This window comes from Vibrio sp. RE88, assembly GCF_013113835.1.
In the GTDB taxonomy this organism is placed as follows: Bacteria; Pseudomonadota; Gammaproteobacteria; order Enterobacterales; family Vibrionaceae; genus Vibrio.
In genome coordinates, this window is record NZ_VTYQ01000018.1 from 1 (window position 1) to 23,225 (window position 23,225).

The following is a 23,225-nucleotide window of genomic DNA, read 5'->3' on the forward strand; positions in this document are numbered from 1 at the left end:
TTGGTTAGAATACCGGCCTGTCACGCCGGGGGTCGCGGGTTCGAGTCCCGTCCGCTCCGCCACTTATTCAGAAAAAGCCCTAACAGCGATGTTAGGGCTTTTTCATATCTAAGATTTTGGTCTGCGATAACCCTAAACTAGGCGTCCCTGCCGTCAGCTCCTTATCAAGAAACCCAGTCTTCGGATTGGGTTTTATCGTTTAGGGACAATGGTGTTTCTTTGAAGGGAATGAATCTCTCTTGAGCACAAACTCAGCGACCCGCACTTATTCTATACCTCATCAGCCATGATGGGGCCTCTTTGTTTGTGCGAAGTTGTCGCTTGCAACTAACAAGTCCCGAACGTATTCGCGTCCAACTACCCACAAAGCTGAGCTACTACTTATATAGAGATACTGTCCTCCGGCTAGGCTTTGTTGTTGGTGTATGCATCGTTTCTTTAGAGAACAAATCACATAAAGATTGGCCCGTCTGATCGGGTGCGGAATACTTAGGAAATTTAGGAATTGGTAGCCCAGACGACTCTTTCTAAGGTATTCAACGGGCAACTTAGTAGGTTTAGGCGTTCTACCCTTAACGTTCCATTACGGGCAAGCGGGAGTGTCGTTAGGTTTAGTTATTTAGGTAATAAAAAGCCGACCTGACGGTCGGCTTAGTTCGTAGAGATTAACGTTTTACGCTTGGACTAAAGTCAGCGCTTTCTTTGACACCTCATGGGCGGCTTTGGTCATATTCTGTTTCTCTAGTGCATCGGCTAAATAAGAGTAATCAGATACGCTGGAACGGACTGACAGCGCTTTTTCTAAGTGCTGCTGTGCCTCAGACCAGTTTTCATTTCTTAAGTGGAACTGGGCAAGTGCACTGTGTGCTGGGGCATTGTTGCCATCTTTCCTTAACACGTCTTCTAGGAACACAACGACAGGATGATCGTCCGCTAGATTCATATCAGGCAGCAATGCATAGAGGTCTGAATCTGGATGCTTTTTGAGATTCTCTTTGACTAGCGTAAAGGCTTCGCTGTCTGCTTTGCGAGCCATAAGCTGCTTGGCAAAGCACTCGACTAAGTGAGTGTCGCTTTTCAGTTTGCGGGTAAGGCTATACCAATGAGCGATCAGTCCTTCACTGCCTTTTTGCTCTGCTACTTCCTCTAACAAACCGCATTGAGCACGTTGGGTTAGCTGAGCCTGCTCATCTTTAGTGATGATTTTGCTTTTCACTAGTGTAGATAAGGTATTCAGCAGTGGTTGCCACATCTTAAGTTCAATGTAGACATTTTTTAGCAGATTAAGAACGATGCGATTATTTGGGTAGCTGGATTTCAGTTGAGATAACGTTTCAAATGCCGCAGTGTAATTTGCTTCTCTGACTTGCTGCTTGGCTCTCGTGAGCTCAACTGCTAACAGAGCATTTTCCTGCTCAGATGCCAGTTTAAGGTAGTGGTCACGCTTTTCATTGTCTCCCAGTCCTTGCGCTGCTTCTGAAGCGACTAGGTAACACAGTAGCGGCATATCATGATGATTTGCCCAGCGAGTGACTTTCTTTTCTGCTAGTTTGAAGTCACCTTCAAGCAACTTGATAATACCTTCATTGGTATAGCGGCGAGAGCGACGCATCTTACGCACACTGAAGTAATTCCAGGTTGCTGAGCTGGCATAAAGGGTTTTCTTGATCAGAAACTCTAGGCCAAACAGCGCGGCTAATGTCGCAATAACAAATATCACCAAGGTCGTGACACTCATTTCGATGGTTTTATCTGCCACCGAGATCAGTACGTAGCCCTGCTGGCCAGCATATTGGGTTCCGGCAAACAGCCCAGCCCCTAAGACGACGAAGAGAAAAATGATTCTGAACATTATTTCTCCTCCGTAACCAGAGTGGTCACTTCACGGCGCAAGCGGTCACGAATAACGTCGGACAGAATTTGCTGTGTTTCAAGTTTCACCGGGTAGTCGACTTGTACATTCTGCTTGCTTAGCATTTCCAGAGTTTTATTGAACTCGATAACGGTGTTGGCGTCTTGATTGAAGAATGAACTCGACCATTTGTCGGCAGTTGTTAATGCTGTCTGATAAATATCTTGCTGCTCAACGTACACCGCTTTAATCGCCGTTTCTAATTTGGCCTTAATGTTTTCTTTAAGATAGAAGTGTTGCTCTGGCGATAACAAAGGAATGACATTGCCATCTCGGGTACGGAAGGTAATGAAATTCTCTGAGAAGTCTTTGAGTGAAGTCATCAGGTTATCTTTCCAATCATAGATGTCTTCGGAGACCTGTTGCTCTTTCTGCTCTGGCGCTTCAGGAAGAATGGCATTGGCTAACGGAAGGCTGTCGACTTGCTGCTGCAGCGCCGTTAATCTGAGGACTAGGCCTTCACGATCGATAATGGGTACAGACTTAAGTTTCGTAATGTCATTGGCCATTGATTTACGTAACGGCACCAAGCTTGGGTCGTTTAACGCCGCGATTCGCTGATCGGCGCTTTCCATCAGTTTGGTGGCGCTGACGGCATCATGTTCGAGAAACAGCTTTCGCCCCGCCAGTTTTACTAGATAATCTGCTTCCGCTAATAGCCAGTCGTTCGGACGACGACCTTTTACGTCAGCAATCGCAAGCTGCAAGCTTTCAATGCTTTTTTGCTGCTGTGATAAAACAGTTTCTGTCTTGTGAGTGATCTCTGTGGCTTTGGCTAACGTTGCTTGCTGAGTTGCGGTTAAATCCTGCTGAACAGAAGCGGTAGTTTGTTCCAGTTGCTTTTGCAGTGCTTCAATTTGAGATTGGTACTGCGCATTTTGTTGCTGCATCTGGAATGTTAAACCGCCACCAAATATCAGTGAAATCACGATCGCAACAGCACTGAGTTTAACCCCGCGCTTGGCATTTTTTTCTTGTTTGGCAGTGTCTGTTGACGCTGTAGGTTCAGACTTTTTATCGGAAGACGTAGAGGGAGATTCAGACGCATTAGAAGTATTGTTGGAAGACTCGTGAGTCTCAGCAGATGACGCTGTTTCTTGGTCTTTCTCAGGTTCAATGTGGTCGTTTTTATTTTTACTTGTCATTGCTATTGTCCTGTTTCACTTTGGCCGGAGAGTAGCCAGTAAATCCTTATTGGAAGCGCTTACTGTGTTGGTTATATGAAGAAACCCCATTTGTTGCGCTTCATTTGCGATACGTGCACTCGGTACATAAAGTTGAAGCCCGAATGCCCAGTTCAATTGCGCTTGTGTAAGCTGTGATACAAAGTAACTCAGCTGACCTGAACTGGTGATGACTAACTGTTGAATATGTTTATCCTGCCAGAAAGGTACGAATAAATCTGAGTCAAAAGCAAGGTTTTCTCGTTTGTATACTTCAAGATAACTGACCTGAGCGCCTCGAGATCTAAGTGTCTCGTAGATTAGCTCTCGGCCGCCGTTGCCTCGTAGGATAACGACCTTTTTGCCTTTGACTTTTTTTAGTATGTCCAGCTCGAGCAAATGCTCGCTGTCACCAACGTCGGGGTAGTGTACTTTTTGCTGGCTGAGTTTGCTTAAAACATGTGCAGTTTTTTGACCGACGGCAATGTAGGTGGTTGTTTGCGGCCATTCTTGCTGAGATGTAAAGGCTTGTTGTGTGAGCGTTACCGCATGTTGGCTGACGGCAAGAATACAATCGAACTGATTAAGCTGAGTGGCAATGCCGGAGAGATCTTTCCCCGGCAGGATTTCGATAAGAGGCTGATGAAGCGCACAGATACCTGCGCTGTTGAGTTGTTGGCAGAGTGAGCGGCCTTGTTCACCTGGCCGGGTAATCAACACCGCCATGGAGTTACTCGTGATCCGCGTACAGTCTAGTCAAAATATCGCGAGCACCGTCATCCAGCAGTTGGTTGGCCAATGTTACCCCAAGTTTCTCAGCGTCGGCGCGCGAGCCTTTGATTTCGCCACGCACAATCTTTGAGCCGTCAGGCTCGCCGACAAGCGCGCGCAACCAGATGTTATCACCATCCAGCAGGGAGTAACTGCCAATAGGCACCTGACAACCTCCTTCCAAGGTTAAGTTCATTGCGCGCTCACACAGTACGCGGTCAGCGGTATCTTTGTGGTTGAGTGGTTCAAGTAGCTTGATAAGACGTTCATCATCTAGGCGACATTCAATGCCGACTGCCCCTTGACCGACAGCAGGCAGAGACTGCTCAGGTTCAATAAAACTGCGAATTCGCTCTTCTAGCTCTAGGCGTTTCAAGCCTGCTGCTGCAAGGATGATGGCATCATATTCGCCAGCATCAAGCTTACCTAAACGCGTTCCTACGTTGCCACGCAGCTCCTTGATGACCAGATCTGGGCGGTATTCCTTGATCTGACATTGACGGCGCAGACTGCAAGTGCCGACAACCGCACCTTGCGGCAGTTCGTCAATGTTAGCGTAGGTATTAGAAACGAAAGCGTCACGAGGATCTTCACGCTCACAAATCGTAACTAGCCCTAGGCCTTCTGGAAAATCAACAGGCACATCTTTCATTGAGTGAACTGCCAAATCTGCGCGCCCTTCCAGCATGGCGACTTCGAGCTCTTTGACGAACAAACCTTTACCGCCGACTTTCGCTAATGGAGTGTCAAGAATGACATCGCCTTTCGTCACCATAGTTACAAGCTCCACTTCTAAACCAGGGTGTGCTGCTTGAAGGGCATCTCGTACGTAGTAGGCTTGCCAGAGGGCAAGAGGGCTTTTGCGTGTTGCAATTCGAATAGGAGTCGATTGTGTCATGATGGTCTTTGAATAACAGTTCAGATGGGCTAATCCTACCATTCTCCAAGAAAAAGTCTTAATGCTAGATCATTTCGATGAATGTCAGACGTCGGGCTAGCAGAAAATATTCAAAATAGTGTGATGAGTATCTCGTTTGTAAAATGGGCTATTATTACAAAAGGCGGATACGTACCACACTATGTCGCGAGCATATTGATTAACAAAACAATGTCGATTCGATCGTACATTTCTTTACCAATCGAAATAAAAGTGTTAAATTGATCACGTTTTGTTAGTGCTTTAGAACAATTTGTCGTCAGGGCACAGTTAGGAATCAACCAAGGAATCACCCTTGCAGGCTTATACAAAGACGCTTATTCAGAGACTTGATAACCTAAACCAGCAGCGTATTGAGCGCGCGCTGGCTCTTATGGATATGCAAAGTCAGCGTGTTTTCCATCTGATTCCTACCCTTCTTCACTTCAACCACCCAGTCATCCCCGGCTATTACGACTCTCAAGTTCCTTTTGGTGTATACGGTCTCGAATTCAATGAGGTGCAACAGCAGTTTGTTGAAGATACTGAACTGACGATAGGTCAGTCGCTTCGGACCAGTGCAGAGCCCGCTATTCTCGGCTTGTATACCATGGGTAGTACTTCGTCGATTGGACAGAGTACCTCAAGCGATCTTGATATCTGGGTGTGTGTCTCACCATCAATGAGCTGTGAAGAAAGAGAGTGCCTGACCAATAAGTGTTTGTTGATTACCGATTGGGCTCAGACTCAAGGCGTTGAGGCGAATTTCTTCCTGATGGATGAAGAGCGTTTTCGCACCAATCGCTCAGAAGAAATGACCGGTGACAACTGTGGCTCGTCCCAACACTTATTACTATTAGATGAATTCTATCGCTCTGCCGTTCGTCTTGCTGGTCAGCGTTTACTGTGGCAAATCGTGCCGCCTGAGATGGAAGAGTGCTACGACGAATACGTTCGCGATTTATGCAGCCAAGGTTACATTGATTGCTCGCAGTGGATTGACTTTGGTCAGCTGAACCGCATTCCAGCCGAAGAGTATTTTGGCTCGAACTTGTGGCAGTTGTATAAGAGTATCGATTCACCTTACAAGTCGGTGCTAAAAGCAATCCTACTTGAAGCGTATTCGTGGGAGTACCCAAATACTCAACTGCTGAGCATTGATACTAAGCGTCGCTTTTTTGCCCATGCGCCTGATCTCTATGGCATGGATGCGTATTACTTGATGCTTGAAAAGGTGACCCGTTACCTTGAGCGAATTGGCGACCACACCCGCCTTGATCTGGTGCGACGCTGTTTCTATCTCAAAACGCACGAGAAGCTGTCCCGTGAGCCTGGTATTGGCTCTGTTGCTTGGCGCCGTGAAGCGATGAGTGACATGATCCAGAAATGGAACTGGGACCACTCAGTGCTGGTTGAGCTAGACGACCGCCGTAACTGGAAAGTTGAGCAGGTTAAAGTGGTTCACCATGCTTTGCTTGATGCGCTGATGCTGAGCTATCGTAATCTGATTCAGTTTGCGCGTCGTAACGACATTACTTCTGCAATCAGTCCGCAGGACATCAGTATCTTGGCGCGTAAGCTCTACGCGGCGTTTGAGGTGTTACCGGGTAAAGTAACTTTACTCAATCCGCAGATTTCCCCAGACTTGCATGAATCTGATTTGAGCTTTATTGAAGTGAGGCCGGGGCGCACAAACCGAGCTGGCTGGTACCTCTATAAGCAACCTCTTCAGCCAGATCGCATCCTTGGTCAGCCATTCTTAGAGCACAATGAATACCTCAGTAAGTTGGTCGCTTGGTCATTCTTCAATGGCCTAATTACAGAATCGACGCGTTTGCACTCGGTAGTTCGTGATGCTCATTTGGATATCGATAAGTTCTATCAGATGGTCAGCGATTTGCGGAATACCTTCTCATTGCGTAAGCGCCGCCCAACTATGCAGGCATTGGCGAGTCCTTGTGAAATCAGCCAACTGGCGATGTTCATCAACTTTGAAGATGATCCAACGGCTGAGCTGAGTGGCCGCGCGCTGAAAGTGGATCTGAAAACTACCGATATTTTTAGTTTTGGCTCAAAGCAGACTTGTCTGGTTGGCAGTGTGGATTTGGTTTATCGCAACTCCTGGCATGAAGTGCGTACGCTGCATTTCCGAGGCGAAACGGCGATGCTGGATGCACTGAAGACCATTCTGGGTAAGATGCACCAAGATGCGTTGCCACCTGAGTCGGTAGACGTGTTCTGCTACAGTAAAAACCTGCGTGGCGTGATGCGCAATATGGTGTATCAGCTTTTAGCGGAATGCATTGATTTGCGCCTTAAGCCGATTGAGCAAGAGAAACGTCGCCGCTTTAAAGCGCTGCGTATTGCTCAACAAACGTATGGTTTGTTCTTTGAGCGCCGTGGTGTGTCTGTACAGATGTTGGAAAACTCGGTCGATTTCTACCGCAGTATCTCGACCAGTAAGCTGAAAGGTTCACCATTGCTGATGCTGGATAAAGAACAAGACTACCAGCTTCCTGAAATAGTCGACAGTTTTGCCAGTGAAGGTCTGATTCAGTTCTTCTTTGAAGATTCAGATCAAGGCTTCAATATCTATGTATTGGATGAAGCGAACCGTGTTGAGGTGTACCACCAGTTCAGTGGCATGAAAGATGAGATGATCGCCAGCGTGAACAGCTTCTATACGTCGGTTAAAGATGATAACCAAATGTCGACTCAGTTTATTAACTTCAACCTGCCTCAGTACTATCAAATCGTTCACCCTGCAGAAGGTGACTCTTACATCGTGCCATATCGTAATGATGGCGCGAACTATTCCAAGCCAAGTCGGGCCGTGAATGCGTAAGTCTAATCAATAAAAAAGAGCACTTAAGGTGCTCTTTTTTGTATCCGAGTTTTACGGGGAACTACACCCATTCAATTTCTTCATCCGAATGCTTTTCGCATTCCTGTTTAACCATCGCAATCAGCTCGATACCCGTTTTTGAACAGGTCCACTGATCCTCAACCATAGCGAAGTGGAAGCCGCCAGACTTAGACGCCAGCCAGATTTCCTTCATCGGCTCCTGACGGTTAATAATGATTTGGCTACGGTCTTCAAACTCTAGGGTCATGACATTACCGGAAGTTTCGTAATCAATGTCCGCGCCTGAATCATCAATCATTTCTTCGATGATTTGCATTTGAACATCTGCCAGCCGATGAAATTCAGTCTCGTTCATCCTGTTATCCTATTGCTTTTCCTGAGTGTGGTGCGATTATAGGGGGCATTGAAAGATTAATCACGACACAACCCATGAAAAAATCACTAATCGCTCTGTTTCTTTTATCCGTTCTTGGTTTGGCTGGCTGCGGTCAGACAGGTCCTCTCTACATGCCTGAAGATGCATCTCAGAATGAGCAGCCTTCACAACAATAAATAATGACATAAGGGATAGCACTTTGGATTACTTCAACTATCAGGATGATGGCCAACTTTGGGCCGAAGATGTTCCACTGACAGACTTAGCAGAGCAATTTGGAACGCCACTTTACGTATATTCCCGCGCGACGTTTGAGCGCCATTGGAATGCTTTCGATAAATCTGTTGGTGAGCACCCACACTTGGTGTGTTATGCCGTAAAAGCGAACTCGAATCTGGGTGTGCTTAATACACTGGCTCGCCTTGGATCTGGCTTTGACATCGTTTCTGGTGGTGAACTGGAACGTGTTATTGCGGCGGGTGGTGACGCGAGCAAAGTCGTTTTTTCTGGTGTTGGCAAAACGGCGCCTGAAATGAAACGTGCCCTTGAATTGGGTATCAAGTGTTTCAATGTGGAATCTGAGCCAGAGCTAGAGCGTCTTAATAAGGTCGCGGGTGAGTTAGGCGTTAAAGCGCCAATTTCACTGCGTATCAATCCAGACGTTGATGCCAATACGCACCCATATATCTCAACAGGTCTGCGTGATAACAAGTTTGGTATTGCGTTTGATCGTGCACCTGCGGTGTACCAGTTTGCACAAGGTCTTGAAAACTTAACGATTAAAGGCATCGACTGTCACATTGGTTCTCAGCTGACGGACATCGAACCGTTTATTGATGCTACTGACCGCTTGCTGGCACTGATTGATGACTTAAAAGCACAAGGTATCAACATTGAACACCTTGATGTAGGTGGTGGTCTGGGCGTTATTTACCGTGACGAACTGCCGCCTGAGCCGTCGGAATATGCCAAAGCACTGCTTGGCAGACTGGAAAACCACCAAGATCTGGAACTAATTTTTGAACCTGGCCGTGCAATTGCTGCTAACGCCGGTGTATTGCTGACCAAGGTTGAGTTCCTAAAACATACCGAGCACAAAAACTTCGCCATTATCGATGCTGCAATGAATGATCTGATGCGTCCTGCTTTGTATCAAGCGTGGCAAGACATCGTGCCGGTCAACCCTCGTGAAGGTGAGCCAGTGACATACGATCTGGTTGGCCCAATTTGTGAAACGGGCGATTTCCTTGGTAAGGACCGTGCTCTGGTATTGCAGGAAAATGACCTGCTTGCGGTTCGTTCAGCAGGTGCGTATGGCTTTGTGATGTCGTCGAACTACAATACTCGTACTCGTGTCGCTGAAGTGATGGTCGATGGCAATAAAGCGCATTTGGTTCGCCAGCGTGAAGAGCTGTCGAGCTTGTGGGCCCTAGAAAACATTCTTCCGGAGTAATTGGAGTCTTATGCATTTCCATTTTTCTAAAATGCATGGTTTGGGTAATGACTTCATGGTCGTCGACTGCATTACTCAGAACATTTTCTTTTCTCCTGACTTGATCCGCCGTCTGGCGGATCGTCATACAGGAGTTGGTTTTGACCAACTGTTGGTGGTTGAAGCCCCTTATGATCCCGAAACCGATTTCCACTATCGCATTTTCAATGCCGATGGCAGCGAAGTGGAGCAGTGCGGTAATGGTGCCCGTTGTTTCGCCCGTTTTGTACGCATGAAAGGCCTGACTAATAAATACAGCATCAGTGTCAGCACCAAGAAAGGCAAAATGATTCTCAGTATTGAGGAAGACGATCACGTTACCGTCAATATGGGTGTACCGGAATTTGAACCGAATAAGATCCCATTCAAAGCCAAGCAGACAGAGAAGACTTACATCTTACGTGCTGAAGAAAAGACCTTGTTCTGCGGTGCAGTGAGTATGGGTAATCCGCATGTTGTGACGGTAGTAGATGATACAGAAACCGCCGATGTCGATACGTTAGGCCCGCTGCTGGAATCTCATGAGCGTTTCCCTGAGCGAGTGAACGCTGGCTTTATGCAGGTATTAAGCCGCAACGAAGTGAATCTGAGAGTCTACGAGCGTGGTGCTGGGGAAACTCAGGCATGTGGCAGTGGTGCTTGTGGCGCGGTTGCAGTGGGTATCGTCCAAGAATTGTTGGATGAGAAAGTCACAGTGAACCTCCCTGGCGGCTCATTGAAAATCAGTTGGCAAGGACCGGGTAAACCGCTTTACATGACAGGCCCTGCCACTCATGTGTTCGATGGTCAGCTAAGCTGTTAAGAAGAAAATAAATAAAGGAACGAACGTGTCGCAGATTGAAGCTGATGCGCTGACAGCTGAGGTTGTCGCGGAATACTTGCGTGACAACCCAGATTTTTTTAGTACCCGAAGTGATTTAGTTGACCGTCTTGCATTGCCTCATCAAGAGCAGGGAGCGGTGTCGCTGGTTCATGTTCAAATGACCAGACAACGTCAGCGTATTGAAGAGCTGGAAGAAGAGATAACCACTCTGATGTCGTTGGCGAAAAACAACGATCGTACTTTTCATGAGTTTATGAGTTTGCAGGAGCATGTCCTGACTTGCGATGCCTTGCTGCCTGCGGTCAAAGCCGTCGAAGAGATGGCTAAGTCTCTCGGGCTGGTGGCGTATGTACGTCTGCTCGACAGTGAGTCAGCGTATTATTCACTCGATAAAGACAATTACCAGCGTTTTGCGACCAATCATCTCAATGGTAAGAGTGCTTACTTAGGGCGAATGCGTAAGGCGGATCGAGAACTGCTGTTTGGTGACAAAACGCGTGCGCCTGAGATGGGATCTTATGTGGTGTTACCGCTGCACAAGCAGTCCCTGCAAGGTATTCTGGCCTTTTCCAGCAATGATGGAGGGCATTTTCAGCCGCATATGGACACCTTATTCCTGCGCCATCTTGCACTGGTGCTTTCTCACCTGATTGAAACCCTTCCATGGCAAAGTGACGACCATGAGCGAATCAGTAATACCTCTGCCTAACGGACTACAAAGCCCTCTCAATCGCTTCTATGAGTACTTGAGAAGCGAGAAAGGGCTTAGCCTGCACACCCAACGTAATTACAAACAACAGCTGGAAACCATGGCCCAACACTTGGTGACTATGGGCTTGAAAGACTGGACTCAGGTTGACGCGGCTTGGGTGCGTCAACTGGCAAGTAAAGGTATGCGTGATGGCATGAAAGCCAGTAGCCTTGCGACTCGATTGTCCGCGTTGCGGAGTTTCTTTGATTTCCTGATCCTGCGAGGAGAATTAACCGCAAATCCTGCCAAGGGTGTGTCTGCTCCGCGCAAGAAAAGGCCTTTACCCAAAAACCTTGATGTGGATGAAGTCGGTCAGTTACTCGAAGTTAACGAAGATGACCCGTTGGCGATACGTGACCGAGCCATGATGGAACTGATGTATGGCGCGGGGCTGCGACTGGCGGAAATGGTCAGTGTTGATGTTCGTGATGTGAGCTTGTCTTCCGGAGAGATCCGAGTGGTCGGTAAAGGTGACAAAGAGCGTAAGGTACCTTTTGCTGGCATGGCGGAGGAATGGGTCGCCAAATGGCTCAAAGTTCGTGGTGCGCTAGCCAATACCGATGAGCCAGCGTTGTTTGTATCTAAACTGGGAGTACGGATTTCCCACCGTAACGTACAAAAGCGTATGGCCGAATGGGGACAAAAACAGTCGGTTGCCAGTCACATCAGTCCGCACAAGCTGCGTCATTCGTTTGCGACCCACATGCTGGAGTCGAGCAACAATCTCAGAGCGGTTCAAGAATTGTTGGGTCATGAGAATATCTCCACTACTCAAATCTATACACACTTGGACTTTCAGCATCTTGCCGATGTTTACGACCAAGCTCACCCCAGAGCTAAAAAGAAAGAGAGTGACTGATGCGCTTTTATCGCCAGCTACCTGTCATTGAAGCAATGACGTTCGATCTTGATGATACCTTGTACGACAACCGCCCTGTGATCCGCAGGGTGGAGGCGCAGGTGGTGGCTTGGCTACACAAACATCATCCGATGTCTGCGAGTAAACCACTGAGCTGGTGGCATGAGTTAAAAATGGAATTGGCCGCCGCTGACCGCTGGCTGACCAATGATATGACGCTATGGCGGCGAACTCAGATAGAGCAAGGTCTTTATCGCCTAGGCTATGAGCAAGCGGACGCCAAATACGCAGCGGAGCAGGCGATTCAGGAAGTACTGCGGCTACGCAGTGATTTTACCGTACCTGAGCAAACGCATCAGGTTATGCAGAAGCTTGCTAAGCAAATGCCACTAGTCGCGATTACCAATGGCAATGTGGATGCCGAGCGAATCGGTCTGGCTAAATATTTTTCCTTAATCCTTCAATCGGGGCCGGATGGCTACGCTAAACCGCACCCACAGATGTTCGATAAAGCCATCAGCCATCTGCAGTGCCCAGCCCACAACATCTTGCACGTTGGCGATCATTTGATTAGTGATGTCAAAGGCGCCAAGAATAGTGGTTTGTCGGCGTGTTGGTTTAACGACCAAGGCGCGAGTTTAATCCAGCACCGCAGAGCCCGAACACTGCCTGACGTTGAAGTGTCTTGTTTACAGGAATTGCTGCTACTGATTGAGAACTAAGTTACGCCTTGATAGACAAGGACTTTTCATTTGCACAGTCATCAATTAGGTTAGAGTGAGTACAAAAAACACAACGTCTTAGGCCGATTGCATGCATACCTATTCTGCTCTTATCAGAGATGAACAACAGCTCACCCGCTTTCTTGGTTCCTTGTCTGATGACGCATCGCAATCGGTTTTGATTCAATTATTGTCATCGCAAGATGAACGCCAGATCCGCAGTTACGCTCAGTTGATTGAAGAGCGTTTACCTGAGGCCAAAATTATTGGTCACAGTACCCGCCATGTTATCCATCAGGGAGATATTCACCATCACAGTACGTTGATTGCGGTATCGGTTTTCTGTTGTACCCAATTGAGCGTTGCCCATGTTCCACTGCAAGGTCACCCGGATAAAGAAGCAGTTTCTCTAGCTGAGCAACTAGAACTTAACGAGCAGAGTAAGCTCATTATCAGCTTTTCCCAGTTGACGAACGGCCGTGACTACAACCTGTACTTGGCACTTAATCCCATTGCTGATGTGCCAGTGTGTGGTGGCCTGGCTGCCAGCGTTGACGGCCAGCCTGCTTGGTTACTGCTTGGCACTGATATTCATCATGACTCTTCAATCGCCGCCGCCTTACATGGTGAATCACTCTCAGTATGGCGCAGTGCGTTTGCTGAATGGAACCCGATTGGCAGCCCACTGCGCGTGACCGCGGTGAATGGCAATAAGCTGATATCGCTCAATCATGAACCTGCTTACGATGTGTTTCGCCAGCGTTTAGCCGACGGCAAAGCACTGACGCTGGAACAAATGCTGAGCTTTCCACTGCAACGCGATAATCGTCAGCAGATCTGCGTGCCGAGTGAGCTGCATCCCGGCGGCGTGGTGGAGTTGGACAGTCCCTTAGAGGTGGGAGACGAAGTACGAATTTGCTACAACCACCCGTCCGTGACCTTAGAGCAAGTCAGGCACAATACCGCCCAACTGGCGCAGTACAATCCAGAAGCGGTGTTTATCTACAATTGCGAATCTCGCCTTGAGTTCATTGAAGGTACCAGCGAAATAAAACCGTTTGATCGCTTCGAATCTTGTATCGGTTCCTACTGCATGGGGGAGCTGTATCGCAATGAACAGCAGGAAGTATTGCATCACAGCATGACTTACGTGGCATTGAGTGAAAATGATCGTCAGCCTTTGCAACACCAGTTACAGGAAGAATACCCGATTTCACCTTTGTTTCACCTGATCCGTCACTCAATCGAAGAGTTGGATGAGACACGTAAACAGATTGAAGAAAAGCTCGCCCGCCAAACGGAAAAATTGATTGAGAGCTATCGATACGATAAGCATACAGGGCTGAAGAATCGGGCGGCATTGCAGGAAGAGGTGCGAGGAGCTGATGCCAATACGCACCTGATCACCTTAAAGCTGTCTAACTTCCATCAAGTTAACGAGAAATACGGCTATCAGGTGGCGGATGAGCTAATCCGCGATCTGACCGACCTGTTTGTCGTTCAGCTTGAAACACATCGTGGTGAGGCAGCGCTTCGTCAGTTGTACTACATCGGTATTGCCGAATGGGCTTTGGTTTTCAGTTCGCAAGAGAGCAGTGAGCGTATTCGCCAAGAGTTTCTGCTGTTTGCCGATAAGATTGAGCACATCAATTTTGAGCCTTACGGTCTGCCAGAAGTGGATTACCTATCGGTGTCTGTTACGGGTGGGCTGGCCAGCATGAAGGACTTTCCGGATATTGAAGGGGAGGAGCTATTGCTGCGCGCGATTGATGCGAGGCGTAAAGGTAAGGCGCACAACACCCATCTATATAATGCCAAAGACTGTGCGACAGGGATTGAAGCCCAACAAGAGCGATTGGCTCTGATGGGGTCAGTGAGCCGCGCGATATTAAATCAACGTATTCTGACCTTCAGCCAGCCGATTTTCGCGGCTCAATCTCATGAAATGGCGTCACAGGAGTGTCTGGTTCGCATTGAAGATGAAGGCGAAATTATCGCCCCGGGGCGTTTTCTGCCCATCATTGAAGATACGCACCTGTATACCCGCCTAAGTCGCTTTATGTTGAGTTCGACGTTGGCGTATATGGCGGACAAGGCTATGCCTTTTTCGATTAACCTATCGCCGCAAGATATGCTCAGTGATAAAACACTCTATTTGCTTGAAGAGTCAATTGCGCGCCTTAATGATCCAAGTCGCTTAGGTCTGGAAGTACTGGAGTCTGAGCAGATCAAAGACTTTTCTAGGATGACGGAGATCTGCGGACACTTTAAGGCGATGGGGGTTCGTCTGCTGGTGGATGATTTTGGTAGTGGTTATTCCAATATCGATCAAATTATTCGCCTTGAGCCGGACATCATCAAGCTCGATGGTAGCTTGATCAAAACCATAGACACGGACCCGAAACAGCGCCAGATCACCGGGCAATTAGTCAAACTTTGCCAAGTGCTCAAGGCGAAGACGGTCGCTGAATTTGTTCACAACCAAGCGGTGTGTGAGATTGCGGAAGACTTAGGGGTCGACTACTTACAAGGCTTCTACTTGGGTGAGCCAACACGGCTATTTTAGCGTGTGCCCGCTTTTATCTGCCTGAAATGCTTTCATGTAGTGACCGAGAAACTGCCGTAAATGCTCTGCTTGTGATTCTTGGCCTAAAGAACCGATGATTTCTGCACCCACTTCTAGTGTGCATAAATGGCCCTCATCTTGATTGCGCCTCAGCTGATAGTTCGATGTAGAAGCTGGCGCTAAGTGCACTTTGGGAAGTGCCTGCAGCCAAGGGCTTTTACGCAGCATTTTCCTCGCTTCTTGCCAAGTCCCGTCAAGGATGATGAACAAAGGCTTGCGTGTATTCTGCTCTGCGTGCGGAGTCATCTGCTTGATGGGCAGGCTATCCTCACCAGGAAACAACAGCAGCGGTTGATAACCCTCATGGTTGACTAGTCGAGCCAGTTCGGAGCAGGGCTGTTTGCGTTGCCAGATATGTCGACTGCTAGGATGGACTGTTTTCAGTAGCCACTGCCCAGTGTTGGTTTCCCGCTGACACTCATTTTCATGCATCAAGATAGCCAGATGTGCAGGCACATTGATGTTAGGTAAGTACTCACAAACACAGTTGTGATTCAGCAAACAGTTTGGGCAGGGGCTTGAAGTCGACATCTTACAGCGTGACGCCTCCCTGGTGAGGAGTCAGACCATCAGAAAACAGTTGAACTGGGCTGATTTCATCGTAGTTTGCCACTGGCGAAACACTTGGGTTGAGGGGGTAGTGCGTACCGTTAAATTGCAAAGTATGTTGATTGGGTACTGCGCCGCCACCGCTGACAAACATCACCAGATCGCGCCAATTTTGATGAGATTGGGTTCCCAAGTTTAAAGGCGTTTGAACCAATGTAATCCGGCTATTAAATTGCCATTTCTGCTTAACATTGTCGAAAATCAGCAAGGTGCAACCACCTGAGCCGCACCAGTCGAGCTGAGCCAGTAACTCTTTGTTGCCATCGCCATTAAGATCGTACGTCAGCCAGCGATAGCGCGTCCCAGTCGGATCCTGCTTCTCTCCCTTGAAGTAATCACGTAGAGCTTGATCAACTTGTGCGTTGAACTCAGCACTCGACGGGACTTTGTTACTGTCTGCCACGGTTTGTTGAGAAGAGTGAGCATTCCCCGCTTTGTAAAGCGTGAGTCCGCCTTCAGCAATGTCATACACAACGCTACCGACTTTTTCCTGCTTGGCCGTCAGGGTATGGTCTTTTTCGGTATACAGTCGCTCGGAGGTGAGAGGCTGGCCTTGTAAGTGTGTGCCAACCACTTGTACCTGACTTGGATTCAGTTGCTGCCAGAAACCTTTTTCAACCGTATCCGAACCACCATTCTGATAGCTGTAAGTGGTGCTGGCTGTATGGTCTGGGTTCATTGCTAGAGAAACGCTAAAGGGAGCATTTTTGCTTGCTTGAGCCTGATAAGTCGCCGCCCAGCGTTGGGTCGTGTCCTGGTTTGATAGCGTCGCACAGCCACGATAGGTTTTATCGCCGATTGTAAGTGTTGAGCTCCAACCATAAAGGCTATCACTCATACCATCACTGCAACTGCGCAGGTTAAGCTCTAGTTGGCCATTGCTGAATGTGTAGCGGCGGCGGTCTGCTTCAATCTTTGTCGTGGTCAGTTCAAGTTGTTGTGCTTCTTGGCCCATTTGGCTGAACTTAAGGGCGTTATTGGCAAATTGAACTGACCAGAATGGTTCGTTACCAAAGGCTTTCGTCGGTTGAGCAGGCTGTGCGCAGCGTTGGGTATTTTCCGCTGTTAGTAGGTTGATCTTGTCGACCACGAAGCGCGCGGCGTAATCGGCAGCGAATCCTTCCTTGCCCGCCGGTTCAAGATGGCCAATCACCTCACCGTAGAGTGGTGCATAAGGGGAACGCACCAGCTTCATCCCTTGCTGGAATCTATCTTCAGGCAGATCCAGCCAATATTGCTGCTGGCTACCACACGGCACAATCGAGCGGACCTCGTGACCTAGGATAACTTCACCACGCATGACAAAAGTTTGAGGTTTGACTGAGGAAGGATCATTCAGCGTTGCCTGTGGAGTGTGTGCTGGCTCCGAACCGGATTGAAAACCGGAACAGGCCTGAAGGGCCAGTAAGGTCGTCACTGCTACTGGGTTTCTTAACGCCTTCATGCTATATCTTCCTCATACTTAATCATTCGGACGTCATTATGGCATATTGGTTATTCAAAACAGAACCGGACACTTTCTCTATTGACACACTTCGTACACAAAATACTTCCTGCTGGGAAGGGGTACGTAATTATCAGGCGCGTAATATGATGCGAGATGAGGTCAAAGAGGGTGATTTGGTGCTGATTTACCACTCTTCATGTAAGAAGGTTGGAGTCGCTGGCATTGCGAAAGTAACCAAAGAGGCTTATCCCGATCATTTTGCCTTTGACCCTGAGAGTGACTATTTTGACCCGAAATCTTCACCAGACAACCCACGTTGGGTGATGGTGGATATTGAATTCGTCAGAAAGACGGAGCGGCTGATTCCACTAACAGTCATGAAAGCGATGCCTGAACTGGAAAACATGCCGTTGGTCAAGCGTGGCAATCGCCTGTCAATTATGCCGGTGAGCAAGCAGGAATGGCAGGCGATACTGGATAAAGAGAAGTTACCGTCGCAAAGATGATGCGTCTCTCTTAAAGAGTGGAGATTAGAACAAGTGAGTATGTAGGTAGTGCGCCACCGCATCGTCAGCGTTGCTGCCTATCACTTCATTATCTGGCAAGGCTTGTTTCACTTTGATATGTGAAGTCTCCATCACCAAGCCTTTGCCCGCCATGGATAGCATTTCAACATCGTTCATCCCATCACCGAAAGCAATACAATTTTCCAGTGTCAGATTGAGAGACTCAGCCACCACCTTCAGAGCTTCTCCTTTCGATACGTCCGCCGCCATCACTTCCAGACACCAAGGGGTGGAGAAAGCCACATTGAGCTGGTCACCAAACTTGTCATTCAGTTGTTGCTCAAACTTGACCAAATGGTCGTGATCTTGGCTTGGGTGGGTAAAGAAGATTTTCGCGATGCCATCGGTTGGCGCCGCATCGCCATCAAAGCGTTGATAGGCGAAACCGGATTCACTGTGGAACTTCGCTAGCATGTCGTCGTCTCTGTCCAGCAGCCAACTGTCATTCTGATACATATGGATGAAAATCTCAGGATCTTGTCTGATCACATCGATCACGGGCTGAACCAGATTTTGCGGTACATTGTTGCTGTACATCAGGTTGTCATCTTGATCGTGAACACGGGCACCGTTTGAGGTGATCATGTAAGCCGGGATGCCTGACAGTTGACGAATACCTGAAACATCAACGTGGTGACGACCGGTCGCAAAGATAAAGGTATAGCCCTTCTGGTGTAGCTCGTTCAGCGTTTGCTTAGAGAAGTCACTCAGCTGGTGGTTAGGTGCCAGTAAAGTACCATCGAGATCGGAAGCAACCAGTTGGAAAGGAGTCTCTTTGCGTGTGTCTGTCATATCACCCTCGTGCGTAATGCGTTGAACAGCCCGGGAAGGGCAGAGTGGCTATTCTACTGGAACAGAAAGGGGAAAAAGAGGGTAAAAGTTACCCTCCAGTATTTCCTATTTTTATCAATACTGATCGAAGAAAGATAGTGTGGCATCCAGTGCTTGGTCGCGATACTCGTCTTTTTCAAACAACACTTCGTGGCGCGAGCTATAAATGATCTTTAACGCACACTGATAGTTGGTTTTAGCCAGTTTCTTGATGAATTTGAGTTGATCCTGATTGGAAACGATCTGGTCACTGCTGGCTTGAAGGAGTAACAGTGGGATTTTTATCTGGCGCGTCATTAGGTGGCATTTTCTGGCGGCCATTAATCCCTGCCATACCCAGCGCGTGCTGGCCCCGCCAATTTTCAGCTCTGGTCTCTGCTCATAGAGATCGCGGAACCAGTGATAGCGGATCTGGCTTTGAGTAAGGAAATTACCTTCAAATGGTTTCGGGTAATAGGGGGCCTGACCGGGGGCAAACGTTGGCTTGGGTGCAATTGCGGTCATGATTTGGCCAAGGGGGATCGCGATCGGTTTGAGGTGCCAAGGCAGATTGACGCCAAACATTGGCGCGCTGAGTGATACCGCAGAAAATGAATGATCTGGATAGCTCTGCAGGTAACGAGTGGTGATATTGCCCCCCATTGAATGGCCGAGCAGGTAACGTTTATCGTAACCACTTAAGTCAAAGTGTTGGATCAGACCATGTAAATCTTGCACATAGTCTTCGAAGTCCTCGACATAACCCATTTGCTGGTCTTCAATCAGCCGATCAGACAAGCCCTGACCTCGATGGTCGAAGGAGTAGATGTCATAGCCTTGCTGGAATAGGTCATAGAACAGTTCCTGATACTTCCAGGTGCACTCTATACGGCCATTGACCACCACGATCGCTTTAGTGTGCTCAGGAGAGGTAAGTTTCACCCAAAACAGCCGGGTTTTATCAAATGACTTAAAGAAGCCTTCCTCACGGGAGCGCCACAATTGAGCAATATTGTTATTGATTGCTTGCTCAAAATTCGACTCTTGAGTATAAGGTGGATTAATGCTGGTGCTCGATTCATTCATGATATCGGGGCCTAGTATCAACACTGATAAGTAAACAAGTCTAAATTATGTGTGGCTAACGAAGTTTAGTCGAGAGGAAAACGCTATGGATATGCATGTTTGGTTAGCCTACGTAGTAACAGCGGTGGTATTCAGCCTCGCTCCGGGTTCAGGAACCGTGAATTCAATCAGCAATGGTCTGAGCTATGGCACACGTAAATCTCTTGCAGCGATCGCTGGCCTGCAAATTGGGCTGACGCTGCACATTATCTTAGTGGGCGCTGGGATTGGTGCCTTGGTCGCTCAGTCCGCGACCGCATTTACCGTAATTAAATGGGTCGGTGCGGCTTACTTAGTTTGGTTGGGTATTCAGAAATGGCGCGATAAGTCTGGTTTGGCAACTCACACGGAAGGTGAAGCTTTATCTGGCACCAAGCTGATGAGCAATGCTGTGCTGATCAATCTGACCAACCCAAAATCCATTGTATTTCTGGTCGCGTTGTTCCCGCAATTCATTGACCCTGCCAAAGATCAGCTGACGCAATTGGCAGTATTGGGGGTGACAACTGTAGTGATAGACTCGATTGTTATGCTGGGTTACACCTCTCTGGCGGCACAAATGGGGCGTTTTATCCGTTCTGATAAGATTATGAGCAAGATCAACAAGGTATTTGGTTCCATGTTTGTCGGTTGTGGGGCATTATTAGCGGCTGCCAAAGCTTAAGTAACTTCAAGGTGTAGCAGTTAATGCGCGATACCTATGTGGCTCGCCAGCCCATTTTTAACGCCAAAAGACAAACGCTCGGGTATGAATTGTTGTTCCGTGACGGAGAAAGCAATGCCTACCCGGCTCATGTCGATTCCAACCGTGCAACGTATCGTTTAATTGTCGAGAATTTCCTGTCTCTGGGCACTAATCCCGCTTTTGCACAGTCGCGCAGCTTCATCAACTTTCCGTATAAAAGCCTTATTCGTCGTTTACCTCTGGCGCTGCCCAGAGAGCAGATTGTCATTGAAGTGTTGGAAACCTGTCCGCCTACGGACGAGCTGTATGACGCGATAAAAGAGCTCAACGCGGCAGGTTATCTGATTGCACTGGATGACTTTGTTTATAGTCCTGAGTGGGAGCGCTTCTTGCCGTTTGTTCAGATCATCAAGCTCGATATTATGGCGATGGGGCTGGACGCGGCGTGCGAATTCGTCCAAGAGCGGAAGTCACGTGGGATCCGACGTAAGTTTCTTGCTGAGCGAGTTGAAACCGAAGAAGAATTCTTAACCGCGCGTTCGGCGGGCTTTTCGTTCTTTCAAGGCTTCTTTTTCAGTAAGCCTGAAGTGATTCGTCAGCAGTACATCAGCCCTGAACAGGTGATTGCGATGGAGCTGCTTCGTGAAGTATGTCAGACCAACGTCGACTTTGAGAAAGTCGAAGCCATAGTGGCCAAAGATGTTGCGCTGTCTTATAAACTGCTCCGCTTTGTAAACACCATGTCACAAAGGCTCGAAGTGACGATTTCGTCATTTCGTCAGGCTTTGGTTTACCTTGGTGAAGACAAACTGCGTATCTTCGTCTCGCTGGCTGTGGCGTCTTTTATTTCCGCCAAAAAGCCCAAAGAGCTGTACAACCTTTCATTGCAACGTGCTCAGTTTTGCCAGTTGATGGCGAACGAAAATCCATTCAGCCAGTTCCGTGAACAGGCGTTTCTTATCGGCTTGTTCTCAACTTTGGATGCGTTACTGGACTTGTCACTTGAAGAGCTGGTCAAGCAGTTGCCACTCAATCAGGCGATTAAGGTCGCGTTACTTGAGCGCCAAGGCCCTTATGGCATCTTGCTTGGATTGGAAGAGTGCTATGAACGGGCTGACTGGCAGGGCATGCAGGACGCATGTCGTCAGTTGAATCTATCCGTCGATGACGTCATGCCGCGCATTTCTGAAGCGCAGCGCTGGAGTCAGGACATCAACCGCCTGGTGTAAGGCGGCTTTTCTCTTTTGTGAATCTTTTATGACAGTGCCGATGGGGTATTGATCTTCAGCTCGGTTTAAATAAATATATACGCATATCCATATATGAGTATGTTTAAATGTTGCCACATCAGTTTTTTAAATTGCTATCTGACGAAACTCGAGTTCGTTGCCTGATGCTGATTGAACGTGAAGAGTGTTTGTCAGTGGGTGAATTGACCGAAGCGCTGCAGGAAAGCCAGCCGAAAATTTCGCGTCATCTGGCTCAGCTGCGCTCGAGTGGTGTGCTGGTTGACGTCCGCCAAGGGCAATGGGTGTTTTATCGTTTGTCGGCGGAATTGCCGGGTTGGATGAAAAAACTGATTGATGATCTTGTCGCGTCAAACTGCCTGAAAACAGAGTACCAACAAGATATAGAAAGACTTCATGCCATTCAGGCTCGTCCTGTTTGCTGCCAGTAATTTGAAATAAGAGAGATAGAAAGATGACAATTAAAGTCGGAATTAACGGTTTTGGTCGTATTGGACGTTTGGCTCTGCGTGCGGCGTTTGATTGGGAAGAACTGGAGTTTGTGCAGATCAATGATGTCGCGGGCGATGCCGCAACACTCGCACACCTGCTGGAGTTTGATTCAGTTCAAGGACGCTGGAATCACGAAGTCAAAGCGGAAGGCGATCAAATTCTGATTAACGGTCAGGTTATCAAAACGACGCAAGAGAAAGACATTGATGCCATCGACTGGTCTGGCTGTGATGTTGTGATTGAAGCGACGGGTAAACACCGTAAAACCTCGATTCTTAACAAGTACCTAGCTCAAGGTGTGAAACGAGTAGTCGTATCTGCACCAGTTAAAGAGGAAGGCGTGGCGAACATTGTGGTGGGTGTGAATGATCATATCTTTGACCCAGCAGCACATCAGATTGTTACGGCAGCGTCTTGTACGACTAACTGTATTGCGCCAGTGGTTAAAGTGATTCATGAGAAATTAGGTATCGCGCAGTCTTCTTTTACCACTATCCATGACCTGACTAACACGCAAACTATTCTTGATGCGCCACATAAAGATTTGCGCCGTGCCCGTGCTTGCGGCATGAGCCTTATCCCGACAACGACTGGCAGCGCTACAGCGATTGTGGAAATCTTCCCAGATCTGAAAGGCAAGATTAATGGCCACGCGGTGCGTGTTCCTCTGGCCAACGCGTCACTCACAGACATCATCTTTGATGTAAAACGTGATACCACGGCGGAAGAAGTGAATGCGTTGCTTAAAGAAGCATCACAAGGTGAACTGAACGGTATCCTTGGTTTTGAAGAGCGTCCACTGGTATCGATTGATTACAAAGGTGACCAACGTTCAACCATAGTTGATGCTCAATCGACTATGGTGGTAGGTAGCCGCATGGTGAAGATCTACGCTTGGTACGACAACGAAATGGGCTACGCGACGCGTACTGCTGAGTTGGTACGTAAAGTGGGTTTGGCATAAGGA

Annotated in this window: 21 protein-coding genes and 1 pseudogene; 13 read left to right on the forward strand and 9 right to left on the reverse strand. The window is 48.1% G+C overall.

Going from position 1 to position 23,225, the window contains the following annotated elements; all coding sequences use genetic code 11:
* Positions 1-673: 673 nt before the first annotated feature.
* From F0265_RS23935 to hemC, 4 genes are read right to left on the reverse strand one after another with little or no spacing between them, the layout of a single operon-like run.
* Positions 674-1,852: a heme biosynthesis HemY N-terminal domain-containing protein gene (locus F0265_RS23935; protein ID WP_171750593.1), complete on the reverse strand. Its 1,179-nt coding sequence runs from the start codon at positions 1,850-1,852 to the stop codon at positions 674-676.
* On the reverse strand, positions 1,852-3,057 hold the full coding sequence (locus F0265_RS23940) for a uroporphyrinogen-III C-methyltransferase (protein WP_171750594.1): 1,206 nt from the start codon (positions 3,055-3,057) through the stop codon (positions 1,852-1,854). The genes F0265_RS23935 and F0265_RS23940 overlap by 1 nt, the downstream gene beginning before the upstream one ends.
* 15 nt (positions 3,058-3,072) lie before the next feature.
* Positions 3,073-3,801, reverse strand: a complete 729-nt coding sequence (locus tag F0265_RS23945) for a uroporphyrinogen-III synthase (protein WP_171750595.1) — start codon at positions 3,799-3,801, stop codon at positions 3,073-3,075.
* Between the two features lie 4 nt (positions 3,802-3,805).
* The gene (gene hemC / locus F0265_RS23950; RefSeq protein WP_171750596.1) at positions 3,806-4,744 is read right to left on the reverse strand and encodes a hydroxymethylbilane synthase; all 939 of its coding nucleotides are present in this window, start codon (positions 4,742-4,744) and stop codon (positions 3,806-3,808) included.
* Positions 4,745-5,078: 334 nt separating this feature from the next.
* Between hemC and F0265_RS23955 the strand changes: the two genes are divergently transcribed.
* The gene (locus tag F0265_RS23955) at positions 5,079-7,607 is read left to right on the forward strand and encodes a class I adenylate cyclase (RefSeq protein ID WP_171750597.1); all 2,529 of its coding nucleotides are present in this window, start codon (positions 5,079-5,081) and stop codon (positions 7,605-7,607) included.
* A 61-nt stretch (positions 7,608-7,668) separates the two neighbouring features.
* Here F0265_RS23955 and cyaY read toward each other — a convergent pair whose 3' ends face one another.
* Entirely contained in the window at positions 7,669-7,983 is a 315-nt protein-coding gene (cyaY, locus tag F0265_RS23960) for an iron donor protein CyaY (protein ID WP_171750598.1), read from the reverse strand.
* Here cyaY and F0265_RS23965 point away from each other — a divergent pair.
* The 7 genes and pseudogenes from F0265_RS23965 (at position 7,963) to F0265_RS23995 (ending at position 15,217) form a co-directional block, all read left to right on the forward strand.
* Positions 7,963-8,180 (forward strand): annotated as a pseudogene (locus F0265_RS23965) (lipoprotein). The gene cyaY and the pseudogene F0265_RS23965 sit on opposite strands and share 21 nt — an antisense overlap.
* 23 nt (positions 8,181-8,203) lie before the next feature.
* Positions 8,204-9,457 carry a diaminopimelate decarboxylase gene (gene lysA, locus F0265_RS23970; protein ID WP_043006663.1) on the forward strand — a complete coding sequence of 418 codons (1,254 nt, stop codon included), beginning with the start codon at positions 8,204-8,206 and terminating at the stop codon, positions 9,455-9,457.
* Positions 9,458-9,467: 10 nt separating this feature from the next.
* A complete protein-coding gene (gene dapF, locus F0265_RS23975) occupies positions 9,468-10,298 on the forward strand; it encodes a diaminopimelate epimerase (RefSeq protein WP_171750599.1) in 831 nt (276 codons plus the stop codon).
* A gap of 25 nt (positions 10,299-10,323) precedes the next feature.
* Positions 10,324-11,028, forward strand: coding sequence for a DUF484 family protein (locus F0265_RS23980; protein WP_171750600.1), 705 nt, complete (start codon positions 10,324-10,326; stop codon positions 11,026-11,028).
* Positions 11,000-11,929, forward strand: coding sequence for a tyrosine recombinase XerC (gene xerC, locus F0265_RS23985; protein ID WP_043006669.1), 930 nt, complete (start codon positions 11,000-11,002; stop codon positions 11,927-11,929). The genes F0265_RS23980 and xerC overlap by 29 nt, the downstream gene beginning before the upstream one ends.
* Complete coding sequence (yigB, locus tag F0265_RS23990; protein ID WP_171750601.1) at positions 11,929-12,651, forward strand: 5-amino-6-(5-phospho-D-ribitylamino)uracil phosphatase YigB; 723 nt, start codon at positions 11,929-11,931, stop codon at positions 12,649-12,651. Before xerC ends, yigB begins: the two co-directional genes overlap by 1 nt.
* 91 nt (positions 12,652-12,742) lie before the next feature.
* Positions 12,743-15,217 carry an EAL domain-containing protein gene (locus F0265_RS23995; RefSeq protein WP_171750602.1) on the forward strand — a complete coding sequence of 825 codons (2,475 nt, stop codon included), beginning with the start codon at positions 12,743-12,745 and terminating at the stop codon, positions 15,215-15,217.
* Here F0265_RS23995 and F0265_RS24000 read toward each other — a convergent pair.
* Both F0265_RS24000 and F0265_RS24005 read right to left on the reverse strand, forming a co-directional pair.
* Entirely contained in the window at positions 15,209-15,808 is a 600-nt protein-coding gene (locus tag F0265_RS24000; protein WP_171750603.1) for a DTW domain-containing protein, read from the reverse strand. The two genes, F0265_RS23995 and F0265_RS24000, sit on opposite strands and share 9 nt — an antisense overlap.
* A gap of 1 nt (position 15,809) precedes the next feature.
* The gene (locus F0265_RS24005; protein ID WP_171750604.1) at positions 15,810-17,330 is read right to left on the reverse strand and encodes a hypothetical protein; all 1,521 of its coding nucleotides are present in this window, start codon (positions 17,328-17,330) and stop codon (positions 15,810-15,812) included.
* A 38-nt stretch (positions 17,331-17,368) separates the two neighbouring features.
* Here F0265_RS24005 and F0265_RS24010 point away from each other — a divergent pair, with 38 nt between their 5' ends.
* Positions 17,369-17,839 (forward strand): EVE domain-containing protein, encoded by a 471-nt coding sequence (locus tag F0265_RS24010; protein WP_171750605.1) that lies wholly within the window; start codon positions 17,369-17,371, stop codon positions 17,837-17,839.
* A 24-nt stretch (positions 17,840-17,863) separates the two neighbouring features.
* Here the strand turns inward: F0265_RS24010 and F0265_RS24015 are convergent, their stop codons facing one another.
* Positions 17,864-18,691, reverse strand: coding sequence for a Cof-type HAD-IIB family hydrolase (locus F0265_RS24015; protein ID WP_038514474.1), 828 nt, complete (start codon positions 18,689-18,691; stop codon positions 17,864-17,866).
* A gap of 114 nt (positions 18,692-18,805) precedes the next feature.
* Entirely contained in the window at positions 18,806-19,795 is a 990-nt protein-coding gene (locus F0265_RS24020; protein ID WP_171750606.1) for an alpha/beta fold hydrolase, read from the reverse strand.
* Positions 19,796-19,880: 85 nt separating this feature from the next.
* Here F0265_RS24020 and rhtB point away from each other — a divergent pair, with 85 nt between their 5' ends.
* From rhtB to F0265_RS24040, 4 genes are all read left to right on the forward strand, one after another.
* Positions 19,881-20,498 (forward strand): homoserine/homoserine lactone efflux protein, encoded by a 618-nt coding sequence (rhtB, locus tag F0265_RS24025; RefSeq protein WP_171750607.1) that lies wholly within the window; start codon positions 19,881-19,883, stop codon positions 20,496-20,498.
* Between the two features lie 23 nt (positions 20,499-20,521).
* A complete protein-coding gene (locus F0265_RS24030; protein WP_171750608.1) occupies positions 20,522-21,748 on the forward strand; it encodes an EAL and HDOD domain-containing protein in 1,227 nt (408 codons plus the stop codon).
* 107 nt (positions 21,749-21,855) lie between these two features.
* Positions 21,856-22,197, forward strand: coding sequence for a metalloregulator ArsR/SmtB family transcription factor (locus F0265_RS24035; protein WP_019274050.1), 342 nt, complete (start codon positions 21,856-21,858; stop codon positions 22,195-22,197).
* Between the two features lie 23 nt (positions 22,198-22,220).
* The gene (locus F0265_RS24040) at positions 22,221-23,222 is read left to right on the forward strand and encodes an ArsJ-associated glyceraldehyde-3-phosphate dehydrogenase (protein ID WP_038514481.1); all 1,002 of its coding nucleotides are present in this window, start codon (positions 22,221-22,223) and stop codon (positions 23,220-23,222) included.
* Positions 23,223-23,225 lie beyond the last annotated feature (3 nt).

Excerpts from the sequence above, each read along its gene's own strand:
- rhtB (WP_171750607.1), top strand. The coding sequence starts at position 19,881 with ATGGATATGCATGTTTGGTTAGCCTACGTAGTAACAGCGGTGGTATTC.
- cyaY (WP_171750598.1), bottom strand. The coding sequence starts at position 7,983 with ATGAACGAGACTGAATTTCATCGGCTGGCAGATGTTCAAATGCAAATC.
- F0265_RS24035 (WP_019274050.1), top strand. The coding sequence starts at position 21,856 with ATGTTGCCACATCAGTTTTTTAAATTGCTATCTGACGAAACTCGAGTT.
- yigB (WP_171750601.1), top strand. The coding sequence starts at position 11,929 with ATGCGCTTTTATCGCCAGCTACCTGTCATTGAAGCAATGACGTTCGAT.
- F0265_RS24040 (WP_038514481.1), top strand. The coding sequence starts at position 22,221 with ATGACAATTAAAGTCGGAATTAACGGTTTTGGTCGTATTGGACGTTTG.
- F0265_RS24015 (WP_038514474.1), bottom strand. The coding sequence starts at position 18,691 with ATGACAGACACACGCAAAGAGACTCCTTTCCAACTGGTTGCTTCCGAT.
- F0265_RS24010 (WP_171750605.1), top strand. The coding sequence starts at position 17,369 with ATGGCATATTGGTTATTCAAAACAGAACCGGACACTTTCTCTATTGAC.
- dapF (WP_171750599.1), top strand. The coding sequence starts at position 9,468 with ATGCATTTCCATTTTTCTAAAATGCATGGTTTGGGTAATGACTTCATG.
- F0265_RS24030 (WP_171750608.1), top strand. The coding sequence starts at position 20,522 with ATGCGCGATACCTATGTGGCTCGCCAGCCCATTTTTAACGCCAAAAGA.
- F0265_RS23935 (WP_171750593.1), bottom strand. The coding sequence starts at position 1,852 with ATGTTCAGAATCATTTTTCTCTTCGTCGTCTTAGGGGCTGGGCTGTTT.
- F0265_RS23995 (WP_171750602.1), top strand. The coding sequence starts at position 12,743 with ATGCATACCTATTCTGCTCTTATCAGAGATGAACAACAGCTCACCCGC.
- F0265_RS24005 (WP_171750604.1), bottom strand. The coding sequence starts at position 17,330 with ATGAAGGCGTTAAGAAACCCAGTAGCAGTGACGACCTTACTGGCCCTT.
- xerC (WP_043006669.1), top strand. The coding sequence starts at position 11,000 with ATGAGCGAATCAGTAATACCTCTGCCTAACGGACTACAAAGCCCTCTC.
- hemC (WP_171750596.1), bottom strand. The coding sequence starts at position 4,744 with ATGACACAATCGACTCCTATTCGAATTGCAACACGCAAAAGCCCTCTT.
- F0265_RS24020 (WP_171750606.1), bottom strand. The coding sequence starts at position 19,795 with ATGAATGAATCGAGCACCAGCATTAATCCACCTTATACTCAAGAGTCG.
- F0265_RS23940 (WP_171750594.1), bottom strand. The coding sequence starts at position 3,057 with ATGACAAGTAAAAATAAAAACGACCACATTGAACCTGAGAAAGACCAA.
- F0265_RS23945 (WP_171750595.1), bottom strand. The coding sequence starts at position 3,801 with ATGGCGGTGTTGATTACCCGGCCAGGTGAACAAGGCCGCTCACTCTGC.
- F0265_RS24000 (WP_171750603.1), bottom strand. The coding sequence starts at position 15,808 with ATGTCGACTTCAAGCCCCTGCCCAAACTGTTTGCTGAATCACAACTGT.